The 16164-nt window shown below is 41.3% G+C and carries 16 protein-coding genes and 1 pseudogene; 8 read left to right on the forward strand and 9 right to left on the reverse strand.

Going from position 1 to position 16164, the window contains the following annotated elements:
* Positions 1–38: 38 nt before the first annotated feature.
* Positions 39–275, reverse strand: a complete 237-nt coding sequence (locus tag F7734_RS43565; protein WP_243147396.1) for an HAD hydrolase-like protein — start codon at positions 273–275, stop codon at positions 39–41.
* 221 nt (positions 276–496) lie between these two features.
* Complete coding sequence (locus F7734_RS43570; protein WP_155750600.1) at positions 497–1054, reverse strand: general stress protein; 558 nt, start codon at positions 1052–1054, stop codon at positions 497–499.
* Between the two features lie 286 nt (positions 1055–1340).
* On the opposite strand from F7734_RS43570, the gene treS reads away from it, so the two are divergent.
* Entirely contained in the window at positions 1341–4703 is a 3363-nt protein-coding gene (gene treS, locus F7734_RS43575) for a maltose alpha-D-glucosyltransferase (protein ID WP_155750601.1), read from the forward strand.
* A 60-nt stretch (positions 4704–4763) separates the two neighbouring features.
* On the opposite strand, the gene F7734_RS43580 is transcribed toward treS, so the two are convergent.
* Complete coding sequence (locus tag F7734_RS43580; RefSeq protein WP_155750602.1) at positions 4764–5138, reverse strand: hypothetical protein; 375 nt, start codon at positions 5136–5138, stop codon at positions 4764–4766.
* Positions 5139–5396: 258 nt separating this feature from the next.
* Between F7734_RS43580 and F7734_RS43585 the strand changes: the two genes are divergently transcribed.
* Entirely contained in the window at positions 5397–5957 is a 561-nt protein-coding gene (locus F7734_RS43585) for a WGxxGxxG-CTERM domain-containing protein (RefSeq protein ID WP_155750603.1), read from the forward strand.
* 153 nt (positions 5958–6110) lie between these two features.
* Here F7734_RS43585 and F7734_RS43590 read toward each other — a convergent pair whose 3' ends face one another.
* Positions 6111–7022, reverse strand: coding sequence for a pentapeptide repeat-containing protein (locus F7734_RS43590; protein WP_155750604.1), 912 nt, complete (start codon positions 7020–7022; stop codon positions 6111–6113).
* A gap of 264 nt (positions 7023–7286) precedes the next feature.
* On the opposite strand from F7734_RS43590, the gene F7734_RS43595 reads away from it, so the two are divergent.
* Both F7734_RS43595 and psaB read left to right on the forward strand, forming a co-directional pair.
* On the forward strand, positions 7287–7646 hold the full coding sequence (locus F7734_RS43595; RefSeq protein ID WP_166482514.1) for a response regulator: 360 nt from the start codon (positions 7287–7289) through the stop codon (positions 7644–7646).
* 559 nt (positions 7647–8205) lie between these two features.
* Complete coding sequence (psaB, locus tag F7734_RS43600; RefSeq protein WP_155750606.1) at positions 8206–10422, forward strand: photosystem I core protein PsaB; 2217 nt, start codon at positions 8206–8208, stop codon at positions 10420–10422.
* 59 nt (positions 10423–10481) lie between these two features.
* On the opposite strand, the gene ubiG is transcribed toward psaB, so the two are convergent.
* Entirely contained in the window at positions 10482–11123 is a 642-nt protein-coding gene (ubiG, locus tag F7734_RS43605) for a bifunctional 2-polyprenyl-6-hydroxyphenol methylase/3-demethylubiquinol 3-O-methyltransferase UbiG (protein ID WP_243147398.1), read from the reverse strand.
* A 399-nt stretch (positions 11124–11522) separates the two neighbouring features.
* Positions 11523–11978: a response regulator gene (locus tag F7734_RS43610; protein ID WP_155750607.1), complete on the reverse strand. Its 456-nt coding sequence runs from the start codon at positions 11976–11978 to the stop codon at positions 11523–11525.
* Between the two features lie 886 nt (positions 11979–12864).
* Between F7734_RS43610 and F7734_RS43615 the strand changes: the two genes are divergently transcribed.
* The 4 genes and pseudogenes from F7734_RS43615 (at position 12865) to F7734_RS66435 (ending at position 14276) form a co-directional block, all read left to right on the forward strand.
* Positions 12865–13335, forward strand: coding sequence for a hypothetical protein (locus F7734_RS43615; RefSeq protein WP_155750608.1), 471 nt, complete (start codon positions 12865–12867; stop codon positions 13333–13335).
* Positions 13336–13391: 56 nt separating this feature from the next.
* Positions 13392–13784, forward strand: a complete 393-nt coding sequence (locus F7734_RS43620; protein WP_155750609.1) for a hypothetical protein — start codon at positions 13392–13394, stop codon at positions 13782–13784.
* 12 nt (positions 13785–13796) lie between these two features.
* Positions 13797–14057 (forward strand): annotated as a pseudogene (locus F7734_RS66430) (pentapeptide repeat-containing protein); the annotation flags it as partial.
* 9 nt (positions 14058–14066) lie between these two features.
* Positions 14067–14276, forward strand: a complete 210-nt coding sequence (locus tag F7734_RS66435) for a pentapeptide repeat-containing protein (RefSeq protein WP_347566386.1) — start codon at positions 14067–14069, stop codon at positions 14274–14276.
* Between the two features lie 255 nt (positions 14277–14531).
* On the opposite strand, the gene F7734_RS43630 is transcribed toward F7734_RS66435, so the two are convergent.
* The 3 genes from F7734_RS43630 to F7734_RS43640 form a co-directional block, all read right to left on the reverse strand.
* Entirely contained in the window at positions 14532–14717 is a 186-nt protein-coding gene (locus F7734_RS43630) for a hypothetical protein (protein ID WP_155750611.1), read from the reverse strand.
* Positions 14718–14864: 147 nt separating this feature from the next.
* Entirely contained in the window at positions 14865–15179 is a 315-nt protein-coding gene (locus tag F7734_RS43635) for a hypothetical protein (protein ID WP_155750612.1), read from the reverse strand.
* A 170-nt stretch (positions 15180–15349) separates the two neighbouring features.
* Positions 15350–15829: a DUF4383 domain-containing protein gene (locus F7734_RS43640; protein WP_155750613.1), complete on the reverse strand. Its 480-nt coding sequence runs from the start codon at positions 15827–15829 to the stop codon at positions 15350–15352.
* Positions 15830–16164 lie beyond the last annotated feature (335 nt).

The raw sequence follows: 16164 nt of genomic DNA on the forward strand, positions 1-16164 counted from the left end.
TAAATCAGCAGGATCGTTGTAAATCGCCAGAGCTTCTTTTAGGGAATCATCATCAAAACCACGGCGATCGCTTTCCCTTCTCCTTCCTCTTTTGTCAGCTCCGGTACCATTCTGGGTATGACTTGATCCCCTCCCATTCCCATCAGTGGACGAACCTGCTCAAACGGCACATCGTATCCAAATTCTTTAAATACATCAACCCAAGCTTGGGCATGGGCATCATTGCTTAGAACGAGTGTACCATCCACATCTAAAAGTACTGCCTGTAAATCCATGATGAAAATTTCCTATTATGCTGCCGTAAAAATAAAAGGCGTAGGTAGGGCTGCAATACTGCAAGGGATAAGAATTTTTGTAGGTTGGGCTTAGCGTGGGGAAACCCAACAAATGGCTGTAAATGTACAAATGTCTGTAAATGTTGGGTTTCGTTCCTCAACCCAACCTACTCGATCTGGTGGTTCTACCTGGAATGCAGCCTCACGAGGCTGCTGTAGAGCTATGCTGTGGGAGAATCATAAATTCCCCAGTATTGAATATCGCGATTCTTCAAAATTTTCTCAGCATTTTGGATCTCGTTTGAAGTACCTTCTAAGAGCACCAAAACTTCACTCTGATGAATGCGATCGCTATAAATCCTAGCTCTTTCTTCAGGTATACCCAAATCAGCCAAAGCTTTCACCAAGTTATGACTTGCTGCTGCTCCCACAGCAACGCCCCCAATGTTACTTGCTAATGCTACACCAAGGGAACCAGCAGCTAGCACAGCTCCTAGGGTGCCCGGAAGTGCTAGACTTGTGAGACCGACTAATATACTACCCCAAGTTGTGGCTGTGAGAGTGTCTCCAATGACTCCTGTGGCAGTATTTACATTTTCCCCATTGACATGAGATGTCATCTGGGCATTGGCAAGCTGTTCTCCTTGCTCAACATCCTTAGCTACAATGGAAACCCGATCCATGGGAAAGCCTGAAGCTTTCAATTCATTGAGTGCTTGTTCTGCGCCTCGGCGTCCGGCAAATACTCCAACAGCACGTTTTTGATGAGTTACAACCATATTTTCCTCATACTGAGTTTTGTCACGAATAATGCATATAAATGCAATTTTTGTTGTTATTTGTTTTACTATTTTTGATATTTAATTGAAAAGATTCATCAATCTCAAGGCTTACGTATCTTAAAATTTAGAGAAAAGTGGTTTTGTAAAATTAAATGAAAAAACATTGCTCTTACTTGCGTTAGATGGTCAACGTAAGTATTTCAGCTAAAGTTAAATTTTTGACTGGCATTTACACCCCCTAAAATTTTTTACAGGTGCTTTCCCAAGAACGGTTGAAGGAAAAATGCAAAACTTACTTTTGAAAGACGATCCTCTTTGGTTTAAAAGTGCAATTATCTATGAAGTTCCTGTTCGTGCCTTTGCGGACAGCAATGGTGACGGAATTGGTGACTTTCGTGGGTTAACAGAAAAACTGGATTACTTGCAAGATTTAGGCGTTACTGCTCTCTGGGTACTGCCATTTTTTCCATCACCACTCAGGGATGATGGCTATGATATTGCCGATTATACCAATGTTAACCCAATTTACGGTACGTTGGAAGATTTTAAAGAGTTCTTAGAAGCGTCTCATGCCCGAGGCATTCGCGTCATTATTGAATTAATTGTCAACCATACATCTGACCAGCATCCTTGGTTTCAACGAGCACGTCGTGCTCCTAAGGGGAGCCAGGAAAGAGATTTTTATGTCTGGAATGATAATCCAGAAAAATACAAAGAGGCGCGGATTATTTTCAAAGATTTTGAAACTTCAAACTGGGCTTGGGACCCAATTGCCAAATCATATTACTGGCATCGCTTTTACTCCCATCAGCCAGATTTGAACTACGATAATCCAGTAGTGCGCCAAGCGGTGTTTGATGTTCTAGATTTTTGGTTGTCCATGGGGGTAGATGGGTTGCGGTTGGATGCAGTACCTTACTTATACGAACGGGAAGGAACAAACTGCGAAAACTTGTTTGAAACTCACGCTTTTCTGAAAGAACTGCGATCGCATATTGACGCAAAATTCCCGAACCGCATGCTATTGGCTGAAGCCAATCAATGGCCAGAAGATGCAGCCCAATACTACGGCTCTGGGGATGAGTGTCAGATGAACTTTCATTTTCCCCTCATGCCTCGCCTGTTTATGGCGTTGCGGATGGAAGACAACTTCCCCATCATTGATATTCTCAACCAGACTCCATCAATTCCTGATAATTGTCAGTGGGCTTTGTTCTTGCGGAACCACGATGAACTGACTTTAGAAATGGTCACGGATGAAGATCGGGATTATATGTACCGAGTCTATGCACAAGACCCAGTTATGAGAGTTAACTTGGGTATTCGTCGTCGGTTGGCACCACTTCTGGGAAATGACCGCCGTCAAATAGAGTTGCTGAACAGTTTGCTGTTATCCCTACCGGGAACACCCGTGCTTTATTATGGAGATGAGATAGGCATGGGAGATAACGTTTATGTAGGCGATCGCAATGGTGTTCGCACCCCAATGCAATGGAGTTCCGATCGCAATGCTGGTTTTAGTCGCACTAACCCCCAAAAGTTATACTTACCAGTCATTGTAGAGTCAGAATACCATTACGAAGCAGTCAACGTTGAAGCGCAAAGAAGTAACCCCAATTCCCTTTGGTATTGGACAAAACGCTTGATTGCAACGAGAAAGCGTTTCCAAGCATTTGGTTTGGGTACCTTTGAACTACTGCATCCCAGGAACCGCAAAGTTCTTGCCTTTACCCGCAATTACGACGGGCAAACAATTTTAGTCGTGGCGAATCTGTCCCGATTTGTGCAAACAGTCGAATTAGACTTATCGCCTTTTAAGGGACTTGTGCCAATGGAGATTTTTGGTCATACTGAGTTCCCAGTCATTGGAGATTCCTGCTATTTCCTCAGCCTCAGTCCCTATGGATTTTACTGGTTTGCCCTATCGCCCAAAGCGACTTTAACTCACCCCCTCAGACCCCAAGCCGATCTCACAACATTAGTTGTGAGTGGTCAATGGCAGAATGTCTTTACTCAGCGAGAAGCAAAAGCGACTTTAGAATCTGTTTTGCAGGGCTATCTCTACACCTGTAACTGGTTCAACAGCAAAACCCTAACTGTTCAATCAACGCAAATCACCGAAACCGTCTTAATATCTTACAAAGATACCGAAGCTAAGATGGTATGGTTGCGAGTAGACTACATTCAAGGAGACGCCGAAACTTACCTTTTCATCTTTGCTTATGCAGAAGGCGAGCAAGCAAGACAAGTTTTAGCAGATAACCCCCAAGCTGTAGTGGCTCGCCTTGAGGTTCAAAAAATAGGGGTAGAATTAGAAACTCCCGCCAACGGAATTTTATTTGATGCAACAGCAGACAAAAACTTTCTCTCTCTGTTGCTTGATGCGATCGGTCAAAATCGATCTTATAAGGGCATTGCCGGAGAATTGGGAGCAACAGCAACCGATTTGTTACCACAATTGAGAGGAGATGAATCTTACCTCGAACCTACCATTCTCCAAGGAGAATTTCAGAATACTTATGTCGTTTATGGCAATCGCCTGTTCTTAAAAATCTTCCGCAAACTTGAGGAGGGGATGCATCCCGATTTAGAATTGCGGCGCTTTTTGGGCGAGAAAAAACGCATTACACACTTTGCACCCATTGCTGGGGCGCTTGAGTATCGCAGTCCCCATAGAGTAGCGACACTCCCCGCTCAACCAATGACTGTGGGAATCTTGCAAGAATATATCCAAGATACCCGAAACGGATGGGACTACACCCTTGATAGTTTGCAGGATTACTTTGACCTCGTAACCACCCAACAAGTAGAAGTTACTGAGGTACCTATTCCTTCAAATTCTCCCATAGAGTTATTGAGTTTAGAAATTCCCGAGTTAGCCAACCAAACAATTGGTTCCTATCTCGTAAGCGCCCAACTTTTGGGTCAGTGTACCGCAGAACTCCACATTGCTTTAAGCTGCGATTCTGAAAGTTCTGACTTTGCACCCGAACCATTTTCATCATTCTACCAGCGTTCTATTTACCAATATGCCCGCAACCTAACAGGTCAAGTCTTCCTGTTATTGCAAGATAGGCTGCATTCCTTACCATCTGAAACTCAAAAATTGGCACAAGCCGCCCTCAATTACCAACAAGACATTTTGGGACGTTATCAGTTAATTCTCAATCAAAAAATCACTGCGATGCGTACACGTTATCACGGGGATTACAATTTGAAGAGAGTACTGTACACGGGTAAGGACTTTATCATTCATGACTTTGAAGGTGGCGAAGGTCGTAGTTTGAGTGAACGACGCATGAAACGCTCTCCTTTGAGAGATGTAGCGGGGATGCTGTTATCGTTCCACTATGCAGCACAAATTGGGCTTCGCAATGAAATAGAAAGTGGAATGGTTCGTGCTGAAGCTTTGCCTTTAATAGGAGATTGGAGTCGTTTTTGGTACGCGTGGGTAAGCACAACTTTCCTCAATAGCTATCTAGTCACAGCCGGTCAAGATACCTTCTTACCAAGCACCACTACAGAATTGCAAGTGCTTTTGGATGCCTTTGTTCTAGAGAAAAGTATCTTTGCACTAGGTTCTGAACTTAGCGAGCGCTCTGACAAGATAGATATTCCACTCCAACTGATTCTACAATTGTTCTAAGTAGAAAAGCTAGGGATTGGTGAGACAGGGAATTGAGTTTTTATTCCCCAATCCCAATCTCTACTGAGCGTGATTCTTTTCTGCTGAATGTAAACTTGTCAGACATGTGCTTTGAAATTCTTTTACTGCCTGAATATGAGCTTCAGTAGCTTTTATATGCTCTTCTACGCACTCTACAAATGTTTCTCTAGAATTGTCATCTTCCTGAAGTTGCTGTACCTTGACCAGAAATTCTTCAGAGTGTTCCTGAAGACTTTCCTTATACGGTTCAATCCGTTTGGCTTGTTCTTGCTCAGTTGGATTACCTGTTTTTAGCTTCTGGGAAAGCTCTTCTATTGCTTCACTATGCTTGAGTGACTGTAAGGCATGCTCTTTTGCGGCTTGTACCGTTTGTTTTGATACTTTATGCTTCATAATAATACCTTTCCGATTCATATATCACATATTTGTAGAAAATCAGTTCAAATTCTATAGTAGGTAATTTTTAGAAGAATAAAATAATACTAATGATAGACTTTTTTCTTGTAAAACTTGTTATCTTACAGTGTTAAATTTACTTAATTAGGCTGATATCTCTTCACTTTATCTAAGCCATTATTACTCAAAGGATAGCATCTACGAAAGTCAAACAATATTGATTTAATAAATCAAAAAAACACACGCAAAACTTAGAATATTCAAGGATTTAGAACCATGAAGCCTTCTTATTTATCAAAAATCGTCTGGGCAAGTGCTTTTGCTTTTGGTCTTGTGACTTTACATCCCATCTTACCAGTTGCTGCCCAGAGTGGATCTTCTGGTGCTGGTAGCAGTACAGGTACTAGCGGTACTACTGGTACACCAAGTGGCTCTACTGGTACCAATCCCACAACTGGAACGGGAGCGGGTACAACAGTTCCCAGTACAGGTTCCACTGGCACTGACACTACAACCGGAACGGGAGCAGGTACAACAGTTCCCAGCACAGGTTCCACTGGCACTGACACCACAACCGGAACGGGAGCGGGTACAACAGTTCCCAGTACAGGTTCCACTGGTACTGACACCACAACTGGAACCACCACTACAAATACTACAGAAACTACCAATACAACTCAAGGAACCAGCGAAGTGAGAGGCGATCGCGGTTTTGATTGGGGTTGGCTTGGCTTGCTCGGTCTCATTGGTCTGACAGGTCTGATTCCCAAGCGGTCGCAACCTCACGCATATCGCGACCCCAATGAGGTAACTCGTTCTGGTTCTACTAGATACTAAGCATATATGCTTCTTCCGGATTCACCGCTCGAATTTACCCCCCTTAATCCCCCCTTATAAAGGGGGGGAAATTGAATTTCCAATTCCCTCCCCTTTATAAGGGGAGGGTTAGGGTGGGGTAAAACTGACACTAAAACTTTCGTTTACAAGCTTTCAATAAATTAAAACTCCTCTTTGACAGCTACAGTCAAATCCTTGAACTTTATCAAGATTAACCTCTTGAAAGATTGTGCGTTTAAAAGAAGCATCTGTTAGATTAGTTTTTGTGAGGTTAGCTTTAATAAATATTGCTCCTTCAAGGGAAGCCCCTGTGAAATCTGCTTTTGTCAAGTTAACTTCTTTAAAAATAGCTCCCTGTAACTGTGCTCCTTGAAAGCAAACTCCTGTAAGGTTAGTTTGGTCAAAGATGATTGTTTTGAAGTGCGCGTTTTTCCAGACAGCACCTTCAAGGTTTGTTTTCCAGAAGCTAGTTCTCTTAACAAGAGATCTCATCAGGTTAGCTCTTTGAAGATTTGCTTGACTGAGGTTAGCTTGGTTGAAGTAAACGTTCAATAAATCCGCTTCCTGAAGGTCAGCCCGCCAAAAGTTTGTGTCCTGAATTATAGCTTGAGTTAGGTTTGCCCTTCTCAAAATTGCTCGTATAAGATTTGATTTCCAGAAAATTGCTGCTTGCAAGGAAGCAGCCGTTAAGTTCGCGTGCGTCAGTTTTGCTTTTTGGAGGTCAGTTGCATCAAGGCAAGCACCCATTAAATTTGCTTCGCTGAGATCGGTTTGGAAGAGAACTGCCTCTGAAATAACAGCTTGGCTCAAGCACGCTCGACTTAAAGATGCTGCCTCAAGGTTTGTCCGAGCCAAATTGGCTTGGTAGAGGTTTGCGTAACTGAGATTCGCTCGATTCAGATTTGCTCGACGTAGATTAGTACTTTGGAAGTAGGCTCCACTGAGATTTTCTCCCTCCAGATCTGCATCACTAAGGTCTGTTTGTACTTGACAACTTTCTTTCTTGTGATGATTCCAGACGTATACTCCTCGCTTTAACAGTGCAAGATGCTGCTGGTTTGCCATCTCGTCACCATAAATTTAATATATTAATGAATTGCATTTAGCTAATCATTTAGATGATTATAAACCTTAATTGTGTTTTTCGTCACTTCTGAGTGTTAAGACAGAAAAATTTTATATTTCTACAATTAAAACCGTGTTACACATGGAACGTGAAAGAAAATTTAGCCATACTTAACCATTGCTTTTTTCGCTGTTCAGCCTATTCTGTTCACCGATTTCGCTTCTCCAAATAAATTTCTATCTCTGAGTGGTTTGCAAGTCCTTGTGGTAGATGACAATACTGATACCCGTACATTAATCGGGTTAATTTTAGAAGAGTTCTCGGCACAGGTTAGGACAGTGACATCGGCTCGTGATGCTTTAGAAGTGCTAGCACAATGGCAGGTAGATGTTTTGATTAGCGATATCGCAATGCCTAGAGAGAATGGTTGTTTGCTGATTCGTTGTATCAGAATGCAAGAAGATAAACGAGTTAGCCAGATTCCTGCTATTGCCATAACAGCCTGGATGACGGAACATGGACGCGCAATAGCTTTTGAGTCTGGGTTTGATATGTACATAGAAAAACCTATTGACCCTGAAGGGTTAGCGGTAGCTATTGCTCAGCTTGTCGGACGAAAATAAGTCTTATAGCAGTCCTAAATCATTTGTCAGAATTTGAAATTGTTGTCACCCCCCTGTAGTCCCCCCTTACTAAGGGGGGACGGCGTTAGCAGGGGGGTAGATTTTCTGACAGATCATTTAAGATTGCTATATATTTAACAATTTACAAGCGTTATTTATATTTCTTAATATTGCTACGAGCGATCGCTTTCTAGCGTATTGAAGAGATGACTTAAGAAACTGTTTAAAATATTTACAATTCGTAATACTGAATCATGAAATCGTATTCACGATTACAAGCAAATGTAATACGAATCTATTTCTTTAGTAGGAAATGTAATGGAAGTGGTGGCAGTTAAATTGATTTATTACTCCTAAGGACCTGGATTCCATCGTGCTGCTTGGGGATGAACATCGGGATTAAAGCCTTTTTGCTCCTCCTACTGTGTCAGCTTTTTCCATATGAATATAGATGGACTTCCGTTTCATCCTGAAAGGGTATTTATTCAATTGCAAGTCTGCTCGTTCGACTGAATTAGCAACTCGGTGTCTTTGTTTAGACAGGACTTGAGTAAAATACATGGCAGTAAAGTATCCCAAATTTAACCAGGATCTCGCACAAGACCCGACGACGCGTCGGATCTGGTATGCGATGGCTATGGGAAATGATTTTGAAAGCCATGATGGCATAACCGAAGAAAATCTTTACCAAAGGATTTTTGCAACTCACTTCGGTCACGTGGCAATCATTTTTCTGTGGGCATCAAGCCTGCTGTTCCACGTAGCTTGGCAAGGTAACTTTGAACAGTGGATTAAAGATCCTCTTCATATTCGTCCTATCGCTCACGCGATTTGGGACCCTCACTTTGGGAAACCAGCAATAGAAGCTTTTACCCAAGGTGGTGCTAGCAATCCCGTTAACATTGCTTACTCTGGTGTTTATCACTGGTGGTACACAATTGGTATGCGGACGAACAATGACCTGTACCAAGGCTCTGTGTTCCTCTTACTGTTAGCGGCACTTTTCTTGTTCGCAGGTTGGTTGCACTTGCAACCTAAATATCGTCCCAGCTTGTCTTGGTTCAAGAGTGCTGAACCCCGTTTGAACCACCACCTAGCAGGTTTATTTGGTGTAAGTTCTCTGGCTTGGGCTGGTCACTTGATTCACGTTGCTATACCTGAATCTCGCGGACAACATGTAGGTTGGGATAACTTCCTCACGACTCCACCCCATCCAGCAGGTTTGGCTCCTTTCTGGAGAGGTGATTGGGGTGCTTACGCTCTTAACCCAGATTCGCCCAACCATATATTTGGGACAGCACAAGGTGCGGGAAGTGCAATTCTGACGTTTTTAGGTGGTTTCCATCCACAGACTGAATCCCTGTGGCTGACGGATATGGCGCATCACCACTTGGCGATCGCAGTCATTTTTATCATTGCCGGTCATCAATACCGGACTAACTTCGGGATCGGTCACAGCATCAAAGAGATGCTCAACGCCAGAAACTTCTTTGGCGTCCGCACGGAAGGACAGTTTAACCTACCTCACCAAGGTCTATACGACACCTACAACAACTCCCTACACTTCCAATTGTCCATACACTTGGCAGCGTTAGGTACTGCTCTTTCCTTGGTGGCTCAGCATATGTACGCCATGCCGCCCTATGCCTTTATAGCAAAGGACTACACAACACAAGCGGCTCTATACACTCACCACCAATACATTGCTGGTTTCTTTATGGTTGGTGCTTTTGCCCATGCTGGTATTTTCTGGGTGCGTGATTACGACCCAGAACAAAACAAGGGCAACGTACTTGACCGGGTCATCAAGCACAAAGAAGCGATTATTTCTCACCTAAGTTGGGTATCCCTGTTTTTAGGTTTCCACACTCTAGGTTTGTACGTCCATAATGACGTAGTGGTGGCTTTTGGAACTCCTGAAAAGCAAATTCTGATTGAACCAGTTTTTGCTCAATTCATTCAAGCTTCTCACGGTAAAGTTCTTTATGGCTTCAATACTCTGCTGTCTAATTCAGATAGCGCTGCTTCATTAGCTGGTGCTCCTTGGTTACCTGGTTGGTTGGATGCAATCAACAATGGTACTAACTCCTTGTTCCTAACCATTGGTCCTGGAGACTTCTTAGTACACCACGCGATCGCACTCGGTCTGCACACAACTGTCCTAATTTGTGTTAAGGGTGCTTTAGATGCCCGTGGTACCAAATTAATGCCCGACAAGAAAGATTTTGGTTTTACCTTCCCCTGTGATGGTCCCGGTCGTGGTGGTACCTGCCAAACTTCTTCTTGGGAACAAACTTTCTTTCTTGCCATATTCTGGATGCTTAACCTGTTAGGATGGACTACCTTCTACTGGCATTGGAAGCATCTCGGTGTTTGGCAAGGCAACATAGCACAGTTCAACGAGTCTTCTACATACCTCATGGGCTGGCTGCGCGATTACCTCTGGGCAAACTCCGCTCAGTTGATCAACGGGTACAATCCTTATGGCATGAACAATCTGTCTGTCTGGGCTTGGATGTTCCTCTTCGGACACCTAGTTTGGGCAACTGGCTTCATGTTCTTGATTAGCTGGCGTGGATATTGGCAGGAGTTAATCGAAACTCTAGTTTGGGCACACGAGCGTACTCCTTTAGCGAACTTAGTTCGCTGGAAAGATAAGCCAGTTGCTCTATCCATCGTTCAAGGTTGGTTGACAGGTCTAGTTCACTTCACAGTTGGCTACATCCTAACCTACGCAGCCTTCCTCATTGCCTCAACCGCAGGTAAATTCGGTTGAAACTTTTAAAAATTTAAAATCCTCTGACCTTTAGCAATCCCCTTTTCTATACTGTTAAGTTAGAAGGGGATTTTTGTATGGAAAAAGGTAACTCCTAATTTGGTAGGTAGGGCTATGCCGCACACCTGCCTATTAAGAAGGTACAAGATGTCAGGTAATACAAGAAGCCCATCTGGTAGCTGCTTAAAAATATCCTCTAGTAACCAAATCATTATCAATCGAGATTTTAGTGTTCTATTAATCGTATCAAACAGAAACAAACCATTTGTATTCAAAACTTTATAAGCCTCTAAAATAACTTTCTGCCAATCATTTACGTGCTCTAAAACATCAAAACACATGACAACATCAAATGTGCCGTCCTTGTAAGGTAAGTCTTCAGCAAGTCCCCATTGATATTGAATTCTTAGGTGGCTTTTTTTAGCATGCTCTTGTGCCGCTTTAATTGAATTTAACGATAAATCGATTCCCGATACATTAGCTCCTAGCTTAGCTAGGAACTCACAAGCCAATCCACCTCCACAACCAATATCTAAAACTTTGACTCCTTTCCAGTTAGAAATATAACTTGAGAAAAATTTAAATCTTGACTTGTTAAGATGGTTGGACAAATATAACGTTTCACCTTCTTGCCACCATTTATCTGAATTTAAATCATAGTATTCTAAGTTATTCTTAACCATTATTATCAGTACTGCCATCTTAGTAAATTATTTTCATATTGTCTTTTCAAAACTTATTAGGTATCTACGTAAGGTAAGAGGCACATACCCTGTTTGAGAAATATTTTTATTGAACAAATTTAAAAATCTTTTGTGTTTGATATCACTAGATAACTTAACTTGTAAGCCCTTCTTTAGACAAAAGTTACAAATGGCAATAACTTACCCTATTTGCTTAAGGGTTCAGTAATTACAATAAACTACTAGATTCACAACCCGTCCCAAACATATACAGTTAAGGACGGGATTTTTACCAATACTGCTCGGATAAGAAAAATCAATTGACATTTCAACCTCGTAGAGACGCGATAAACCCTTGTCTCTACACCCGCAAAATTATTACGAAAAATCCTTAACCGAGTAGTATTGGGATTTTTGCTATCTACAGCAAGTACATTTATTTACAAGCTTTGCTATATTTTCTACTAGAGTGGTAAATTCTACTGGCTTATTTAAATAAATGTGAAACCCAGATACGAGAGCGAGAATATGCCCTGCATCTATATCTAAAGCTGTTAACGCAATAGCAGGAATTGACCGTTTCTCAGGAATCATAAGAGTTCTAATTCTACGAATTAATGAAAAACCATCCTCATTTGGCATAACAACGTCGATAATTAAAAGGTCTATTGTAAATTTTTGAATGGTTTCAATAGCTTGATTAGCTGATGCTGCTGTCATTACCGTAACGCCGTAATCTTCCAGAATTAAGGTCATTAAATAACGAAAATCGGCATTATCATCTATAACTAGTACTTGCAATCCAGTTAGATTGTGAAAAACTCTTTGACGAGCGCGAGCTTCATGATTCTCTGAATTCTTCAACATAATCATATTTTGCCTCCTTAGTCTCTTGCTTAATGACAGAGGAAGTTTTACTCAGTAGCCAGTAAGAACTGGCTATTAAATAGATATTTTATCCTTAACTAATTAAATCAGATTTTTGTAATGTAGATGAAATTTTAAAGACATTCGTATAGGAAAATACTAATTGTACAGTCTGGAGAAATTTTTTAGAAAAAAGTAATTATCTTGAGAATGATTTTATGTTAAATTTTGCTGTGTTATCAGACACATTAGCTCTCAATACTGCTCGGACAAGAATATTAGTAGGTTGGGTTGAGGAACGAAACCCAACATTTATAGGCATTTGTTGGGTTTCGTTTCTCAACCCAACCTACATATTTTCGTATTTTTCGGCTTAACTGACAAGTATTGAGTGGTGGGCTTTAGCCCTACCTACAAAAATTGGTAATTTTTAGAGGGGAAAGGAAGTGGTGTTGTTATCAAACCAATAAAAAAGCCTCCGGTGCTTATAGAGGCTCTAGGTGACTCAGCTGCTTTTAAAAAAGTAGTAAACGTGCATATTCTTATTCTGACTTCAGGTTGTCAATAGACCTACATCCAAAAGGTATAAAACTTATTTTGTAATGCTCTATACAGAGCAGCTTTATCCCACCTCCAACCCTTAATTCTCTGTCGAAATTTTTGTATTTTTCATCACAAATCAAATTAAAGTCAGATCTTCCTTAAGGAAAATTAGAATTGGCTGTATGGCGGAGGATAAGATATTCGAGATATTTTTGAATGTCAATATAGATGAGCGATCGCTTGACAATAAGTTTGGCAGAATTACTTCATCTGTAAGTGAATAAAGCAGAGAACGGATGAAACCAAGCTTTGTAAATTACTAATTAATATTTTTGGAAGATTTTGAACTATGAAAAAAGCTATTTTCCTGATATTGCCTATGACTTTAATGGTGTTTCCCAACTTCAAAGTGCAAGCCCAACGAGTAGATTCTTCTGAACAACCAGCTTACTTGGCATTAGTTAAGGGTGACACTCCTAACAGTTGTAGTTTTATGTCCGCCGATTACTTAGAACGGGTATCAGACATTGTTGAAGATTTGTTGTTTGTCCGCCCTGATGATTCGCCAGAATGGGTTAGATATAAAGTGCGCTTCACTCCCGATCGCGAATACGCCCGTAATGCCTTGGAATGGACTGGGCTTGCAGGAGGAAATTATACTAAGGCTGTTGTAAATTTCCGCAACAACAGCGTCCAATCCCGCACCTTTACAATGGCGATTAATTACAACCAACCCAATGAAAGACAGTGTCAGTGGGAGGTAAGAGAAGCACGACAGGGAATTCAACCAAATTCTTCAACTTCATCTCTAAATCAATGAAAAAGTTTTACATCTTTTCAAGGTAATTGTTTAGCAAAGTCAAGGAGAAATGAGAAATGAACGACGCATCAATGCCCAATCAAGCAACTGAACCAGATCAAAATATGGCTTCGTCTCAGCAGGCTCAACTTCATGCACCTCCAAATGCAGGTGGAAGTGGTATGTTAGACGCAAATATAGCAGCAGGAGTCAGCACAAACCCACAAGGAGAAGTACTCGACGATCCAATTGCCACCAATTTCTCATCTGCAACTGGAACAGGGGATGCCAAAAGTGCTGAAGTTTCAACTGTTGCGGGACCTTATTCCAGCGATCGCGAGCAGTCAGAAAAAGGTTCAGTTAATTTTCAAAACAATCCCGATATACCCGATACTCACGTTCCAGGAACCCTACCCGATACTGACGAAATTGGGCTTCCAATCGATCCTGAAACTAATCTTCGAGACTAACAAGTCACCTTCAGTAACACGAATATGGACTTCGATGAATTCTATAAACAATATAGAGCAGGTGAAAGAAATTTTAGCGGATTGGATTTAGCTGGAGTCAGGCTCAACCATGTAGATCTTTCCCAGGTAGATTTATCACACGCCAATTTAAGCAGAGCTTTTTTAGCAAGAACAAACTTAAGTAGGGCAAATTTGAGAAAAACAAACTTGCACGGTGCAGATCTCTGTCATGCGAACCTTCGTGAAGCCGATCTTACAGATGCCGATTTAGGAGCTGCTTGCTTGTTCAAAGCAAACTTAACTGGTGCAAAACTTAATGGTACAAATTTGCAATGGGCAGCTTTGACCGAAGTAATACCACAAGACATTGACCTAACTGATGCCATTATCAGTAGAACGATCCTACCTAGTAGTTACTCATTTGATGAAGATGATGAACTAAGGTCTGCAATATCGCATGATTCGTTTTACGAGTGGCTCTTAACGCGGTAAATACTTTGAAAATAATTCTTTTCCAATGCCCAGTGCCCAATGCCCTATTTTCAAGCTAGAGTTTAACCAATACTGCTCGGATAAGAATTTTTGTAGGTTGGGTTAAACGATAGTGAAACCCAACAAATGTCTGTAAATGTTGGGTTTCGTTCCTCAAACGCCACTTCACTCAACTCTGGGAACCAGAGCACTTTTTGTGGCTCCCCAACAAACGTGTTTTCGTATTTTTAGGCTTAACCGACAAGTGTTGAGAGTTTAACTCATTTTTGGGTCTTGAGCTTGTTCGGTATCTTCAGCTGTTTGTAGTTCTTCGGTTGTTTCGTCATCTGATAGCGGAAAAGGGCTGAGAGGATTAGTTGTAGAATCGCCCAAAGTAACATGCATACCTGGTTCTGGTTGAGTTAGATCTGGTATGTCTTGGGACGTATTTAAGTCTGTCATGCTAGTGCTGGCGTAACAACATATCGCAGTAAATCGGAGTAAATCCCAAAATCAAACGATTGTTCAAAAGTTTTGCGGTCTGATTGACGGTAGTAATTGATTCGTTAGTCAAACAAACCAATTCTCTTAGGACACCGTATCTAGACCCTACCGCCTACGCCGTGGCGGTTTACCTTGATTGATATGTTTTTCATCCAACCATCCCATTGAGATAGCAGATTCCAAACTATGACCATTATCAGCAAGGAATGACGCAGTTCTCTCTAATAAGATTTTGTGTACCTGTTCCTTTTTCATAAAACGAGTTATTTGAAAGTCAGATGCTCTATTCTTAATTACGAGCGCTGCGTTTTTATCTAACGCTTTTTGTAATTCTCCCTTACTCCATTCATTCAATCTCCGATTTACAGCTTTGGCTCTCTTTTTGCCTTTGATATGTTTACTTAAATCTTCGGCTACCACTTCACCAAAGTTATCAAATATCTGATTGGTAGCAGTCCGAATCAGTTGAGTAATTGTTTGACGTTTTTTCCCGTCTAGCTTATTTGCCTTTTGGTGTCATAAACTTTTCCTTACAGGCATTACATACAATCTGTAAAGACTCGCGATGACGAGTCTTTACAAATTATGGACTAAAGATTTTGCGATACATTTACACCCTTTACCTTAGCTGGGATAATAAAGCCGTAATAAATACTAGCTAGTGCGGCTAAGGCATTGAACCAAACATTATTACCAAACAGTGGCATCAAACCAAACGTTGTCTTAGCAAAGGGCAGCAATCCCATGATGGCGATCGCGGTATAAGCAACTGCAAAACTAACATTGAATAAACGTGCGCTGCTGGCGCTGAAATAGGAAGCAATTCCTAATAGTCCAACAGAACAGCGTACAAGGTTATGCAAGAAATTAGTAGGGAACAAGCCAAATATATAGCCAAATCCCATAGCATACGGGCTTTTAGTTGCGTCAAGTGGAACGTAAGATAAGTCTGTTTCAGGTACTGAGACTAAACCGGGTATAAACCCAGCTATACCTAGAATCAAAAACAGAATTCCAATTGTTAGAGCACAATAACGCTCTGTCAAATTTCCTGCCGTAACGTTTTCCATATTTTATGACTCCAAGTTTTGTAGAAAACCAATATCAATTTTATGCGTGTGGACATCATGCTAAAAAAATTAGAATTCCTTTTACCTCTAACTAACGAGAGTGATAAATTATCTGCTGCTATATCTAAATGAAGGTGTTACTATAAAGTTGAAATGTAATTTTAAATACAAGCCTAGTTTACCTATCTCATATCCCAACATACAATACTTGTAGGTTAAGCTTAAAAATACGAAAACACGTAGGTTGGGGAGCCAGCCCTGATAGCGAAGCGTGGCGCGAATGCGCCATAGGAGGGTTTCCCTCCGCACCTTTACTGGCGTTTGAGGAACGAAAC

The sequence above is a fragment of the Scytonema sp. UIC 10036 genome, from assembly GCF_009725235.1.

What these genes read in the sequence shown, in the direction of transcription:
- F7734_RS43565 (WP_243147396.1), bottom strand. Translation starts at nt 275, where the DNA reads ATGGATTTACAGGCAGTACTTTTAGATGTGGATGGTACACTCGTTCTA.
- F7734_RS43570 (WP_155750600.1), bottom strand. Translation starts at nt 1,054, where the DNA reads ATGGTTGTAACTCATCAAAAACGTGCTGTTGGAGTATTTGCCGGACGC.
- treS (WP_155750601.1), top strand. Translation starts at nt 1,341, where the DNA reads ATGCAAAACTTACTTTTGAAAGACGATCCTCTTTGGTTTAAAAGTGCA.
- F7734_RS43580 (WP_155750602.1), bottom strand. Translation starts at nt 5,138, where the DNA reads ATGAATCGGAAAGGTATTATTATGAAGCATAAAGTATCAAAACAAACG.
- F7734_RS43585 (WP_155750603.1), top strand. Translation starts at nt 5,397, where the DNA reads ATGAAGCCTTCTTATTTATCAAAAATCGTCTGGGCAAGTGCTTTTGCT.
- F7734_RS43590 (WP_155750604.1), bottom strand. Translation starts at nt 7,022, where the DNA reads ATGGCAAACCAGCAGCATCTTGCACTGTTAAAGCGAGGAGTATACGTC.
- psaB (WP_155750606.1), top strand. Translation starts at nt 8,206, where the DNA reads ATGGCAGTAAAGTATCCCAAATTTAACCAGGATCTCGCACAAGACCCG.
- ubiG (WP_243147398.1), bottom strand. Translation starts at nt 11,123, where the DNA reads ATGGCAGTACTGATAATAATGGTTAAGAATAACTTAGAATACTATGAT.
- F7734_RS43610 (WP_155750607.1), bottom strand. Translation starts at nt 11,978, where the DNA reads ATGATTATGTTGAAGAATTCAGAGAATCATGAAGCTCGCGCTCGTCAA.
- F7734_RS43615 (WP_155750608.1), top strand. Translation starts at nt 12,865, where the DNA reads ATGAAAAAAGCTATTTTCCTGATATTGCCTATGACTTTAATGGTGTTT.
- F7734_RS43620 (WP_155750609.1), top strand. Translation starts at nt 13,392, where the DNA reads ATGAACGACGCATCAATGCCCAATCAAGCAACTGAACCAGATCAAAAT.
- F7734_RS43630 (WP_155750611.1), bottom strand. Translation starts at nt 14,717, where the DNA reads ATGACAGACTTAAATACGTCCCAAGACATACCAGATCTAACTCAACCA.
- F7734_RS43640 (WP_155750613.1), bottom strand. Translation starts at nt 15,829, where the DNA reads ATGGAAAACGTTACGGCAGGAAATTTGACAGAGCGTTATTGTGCTCTA.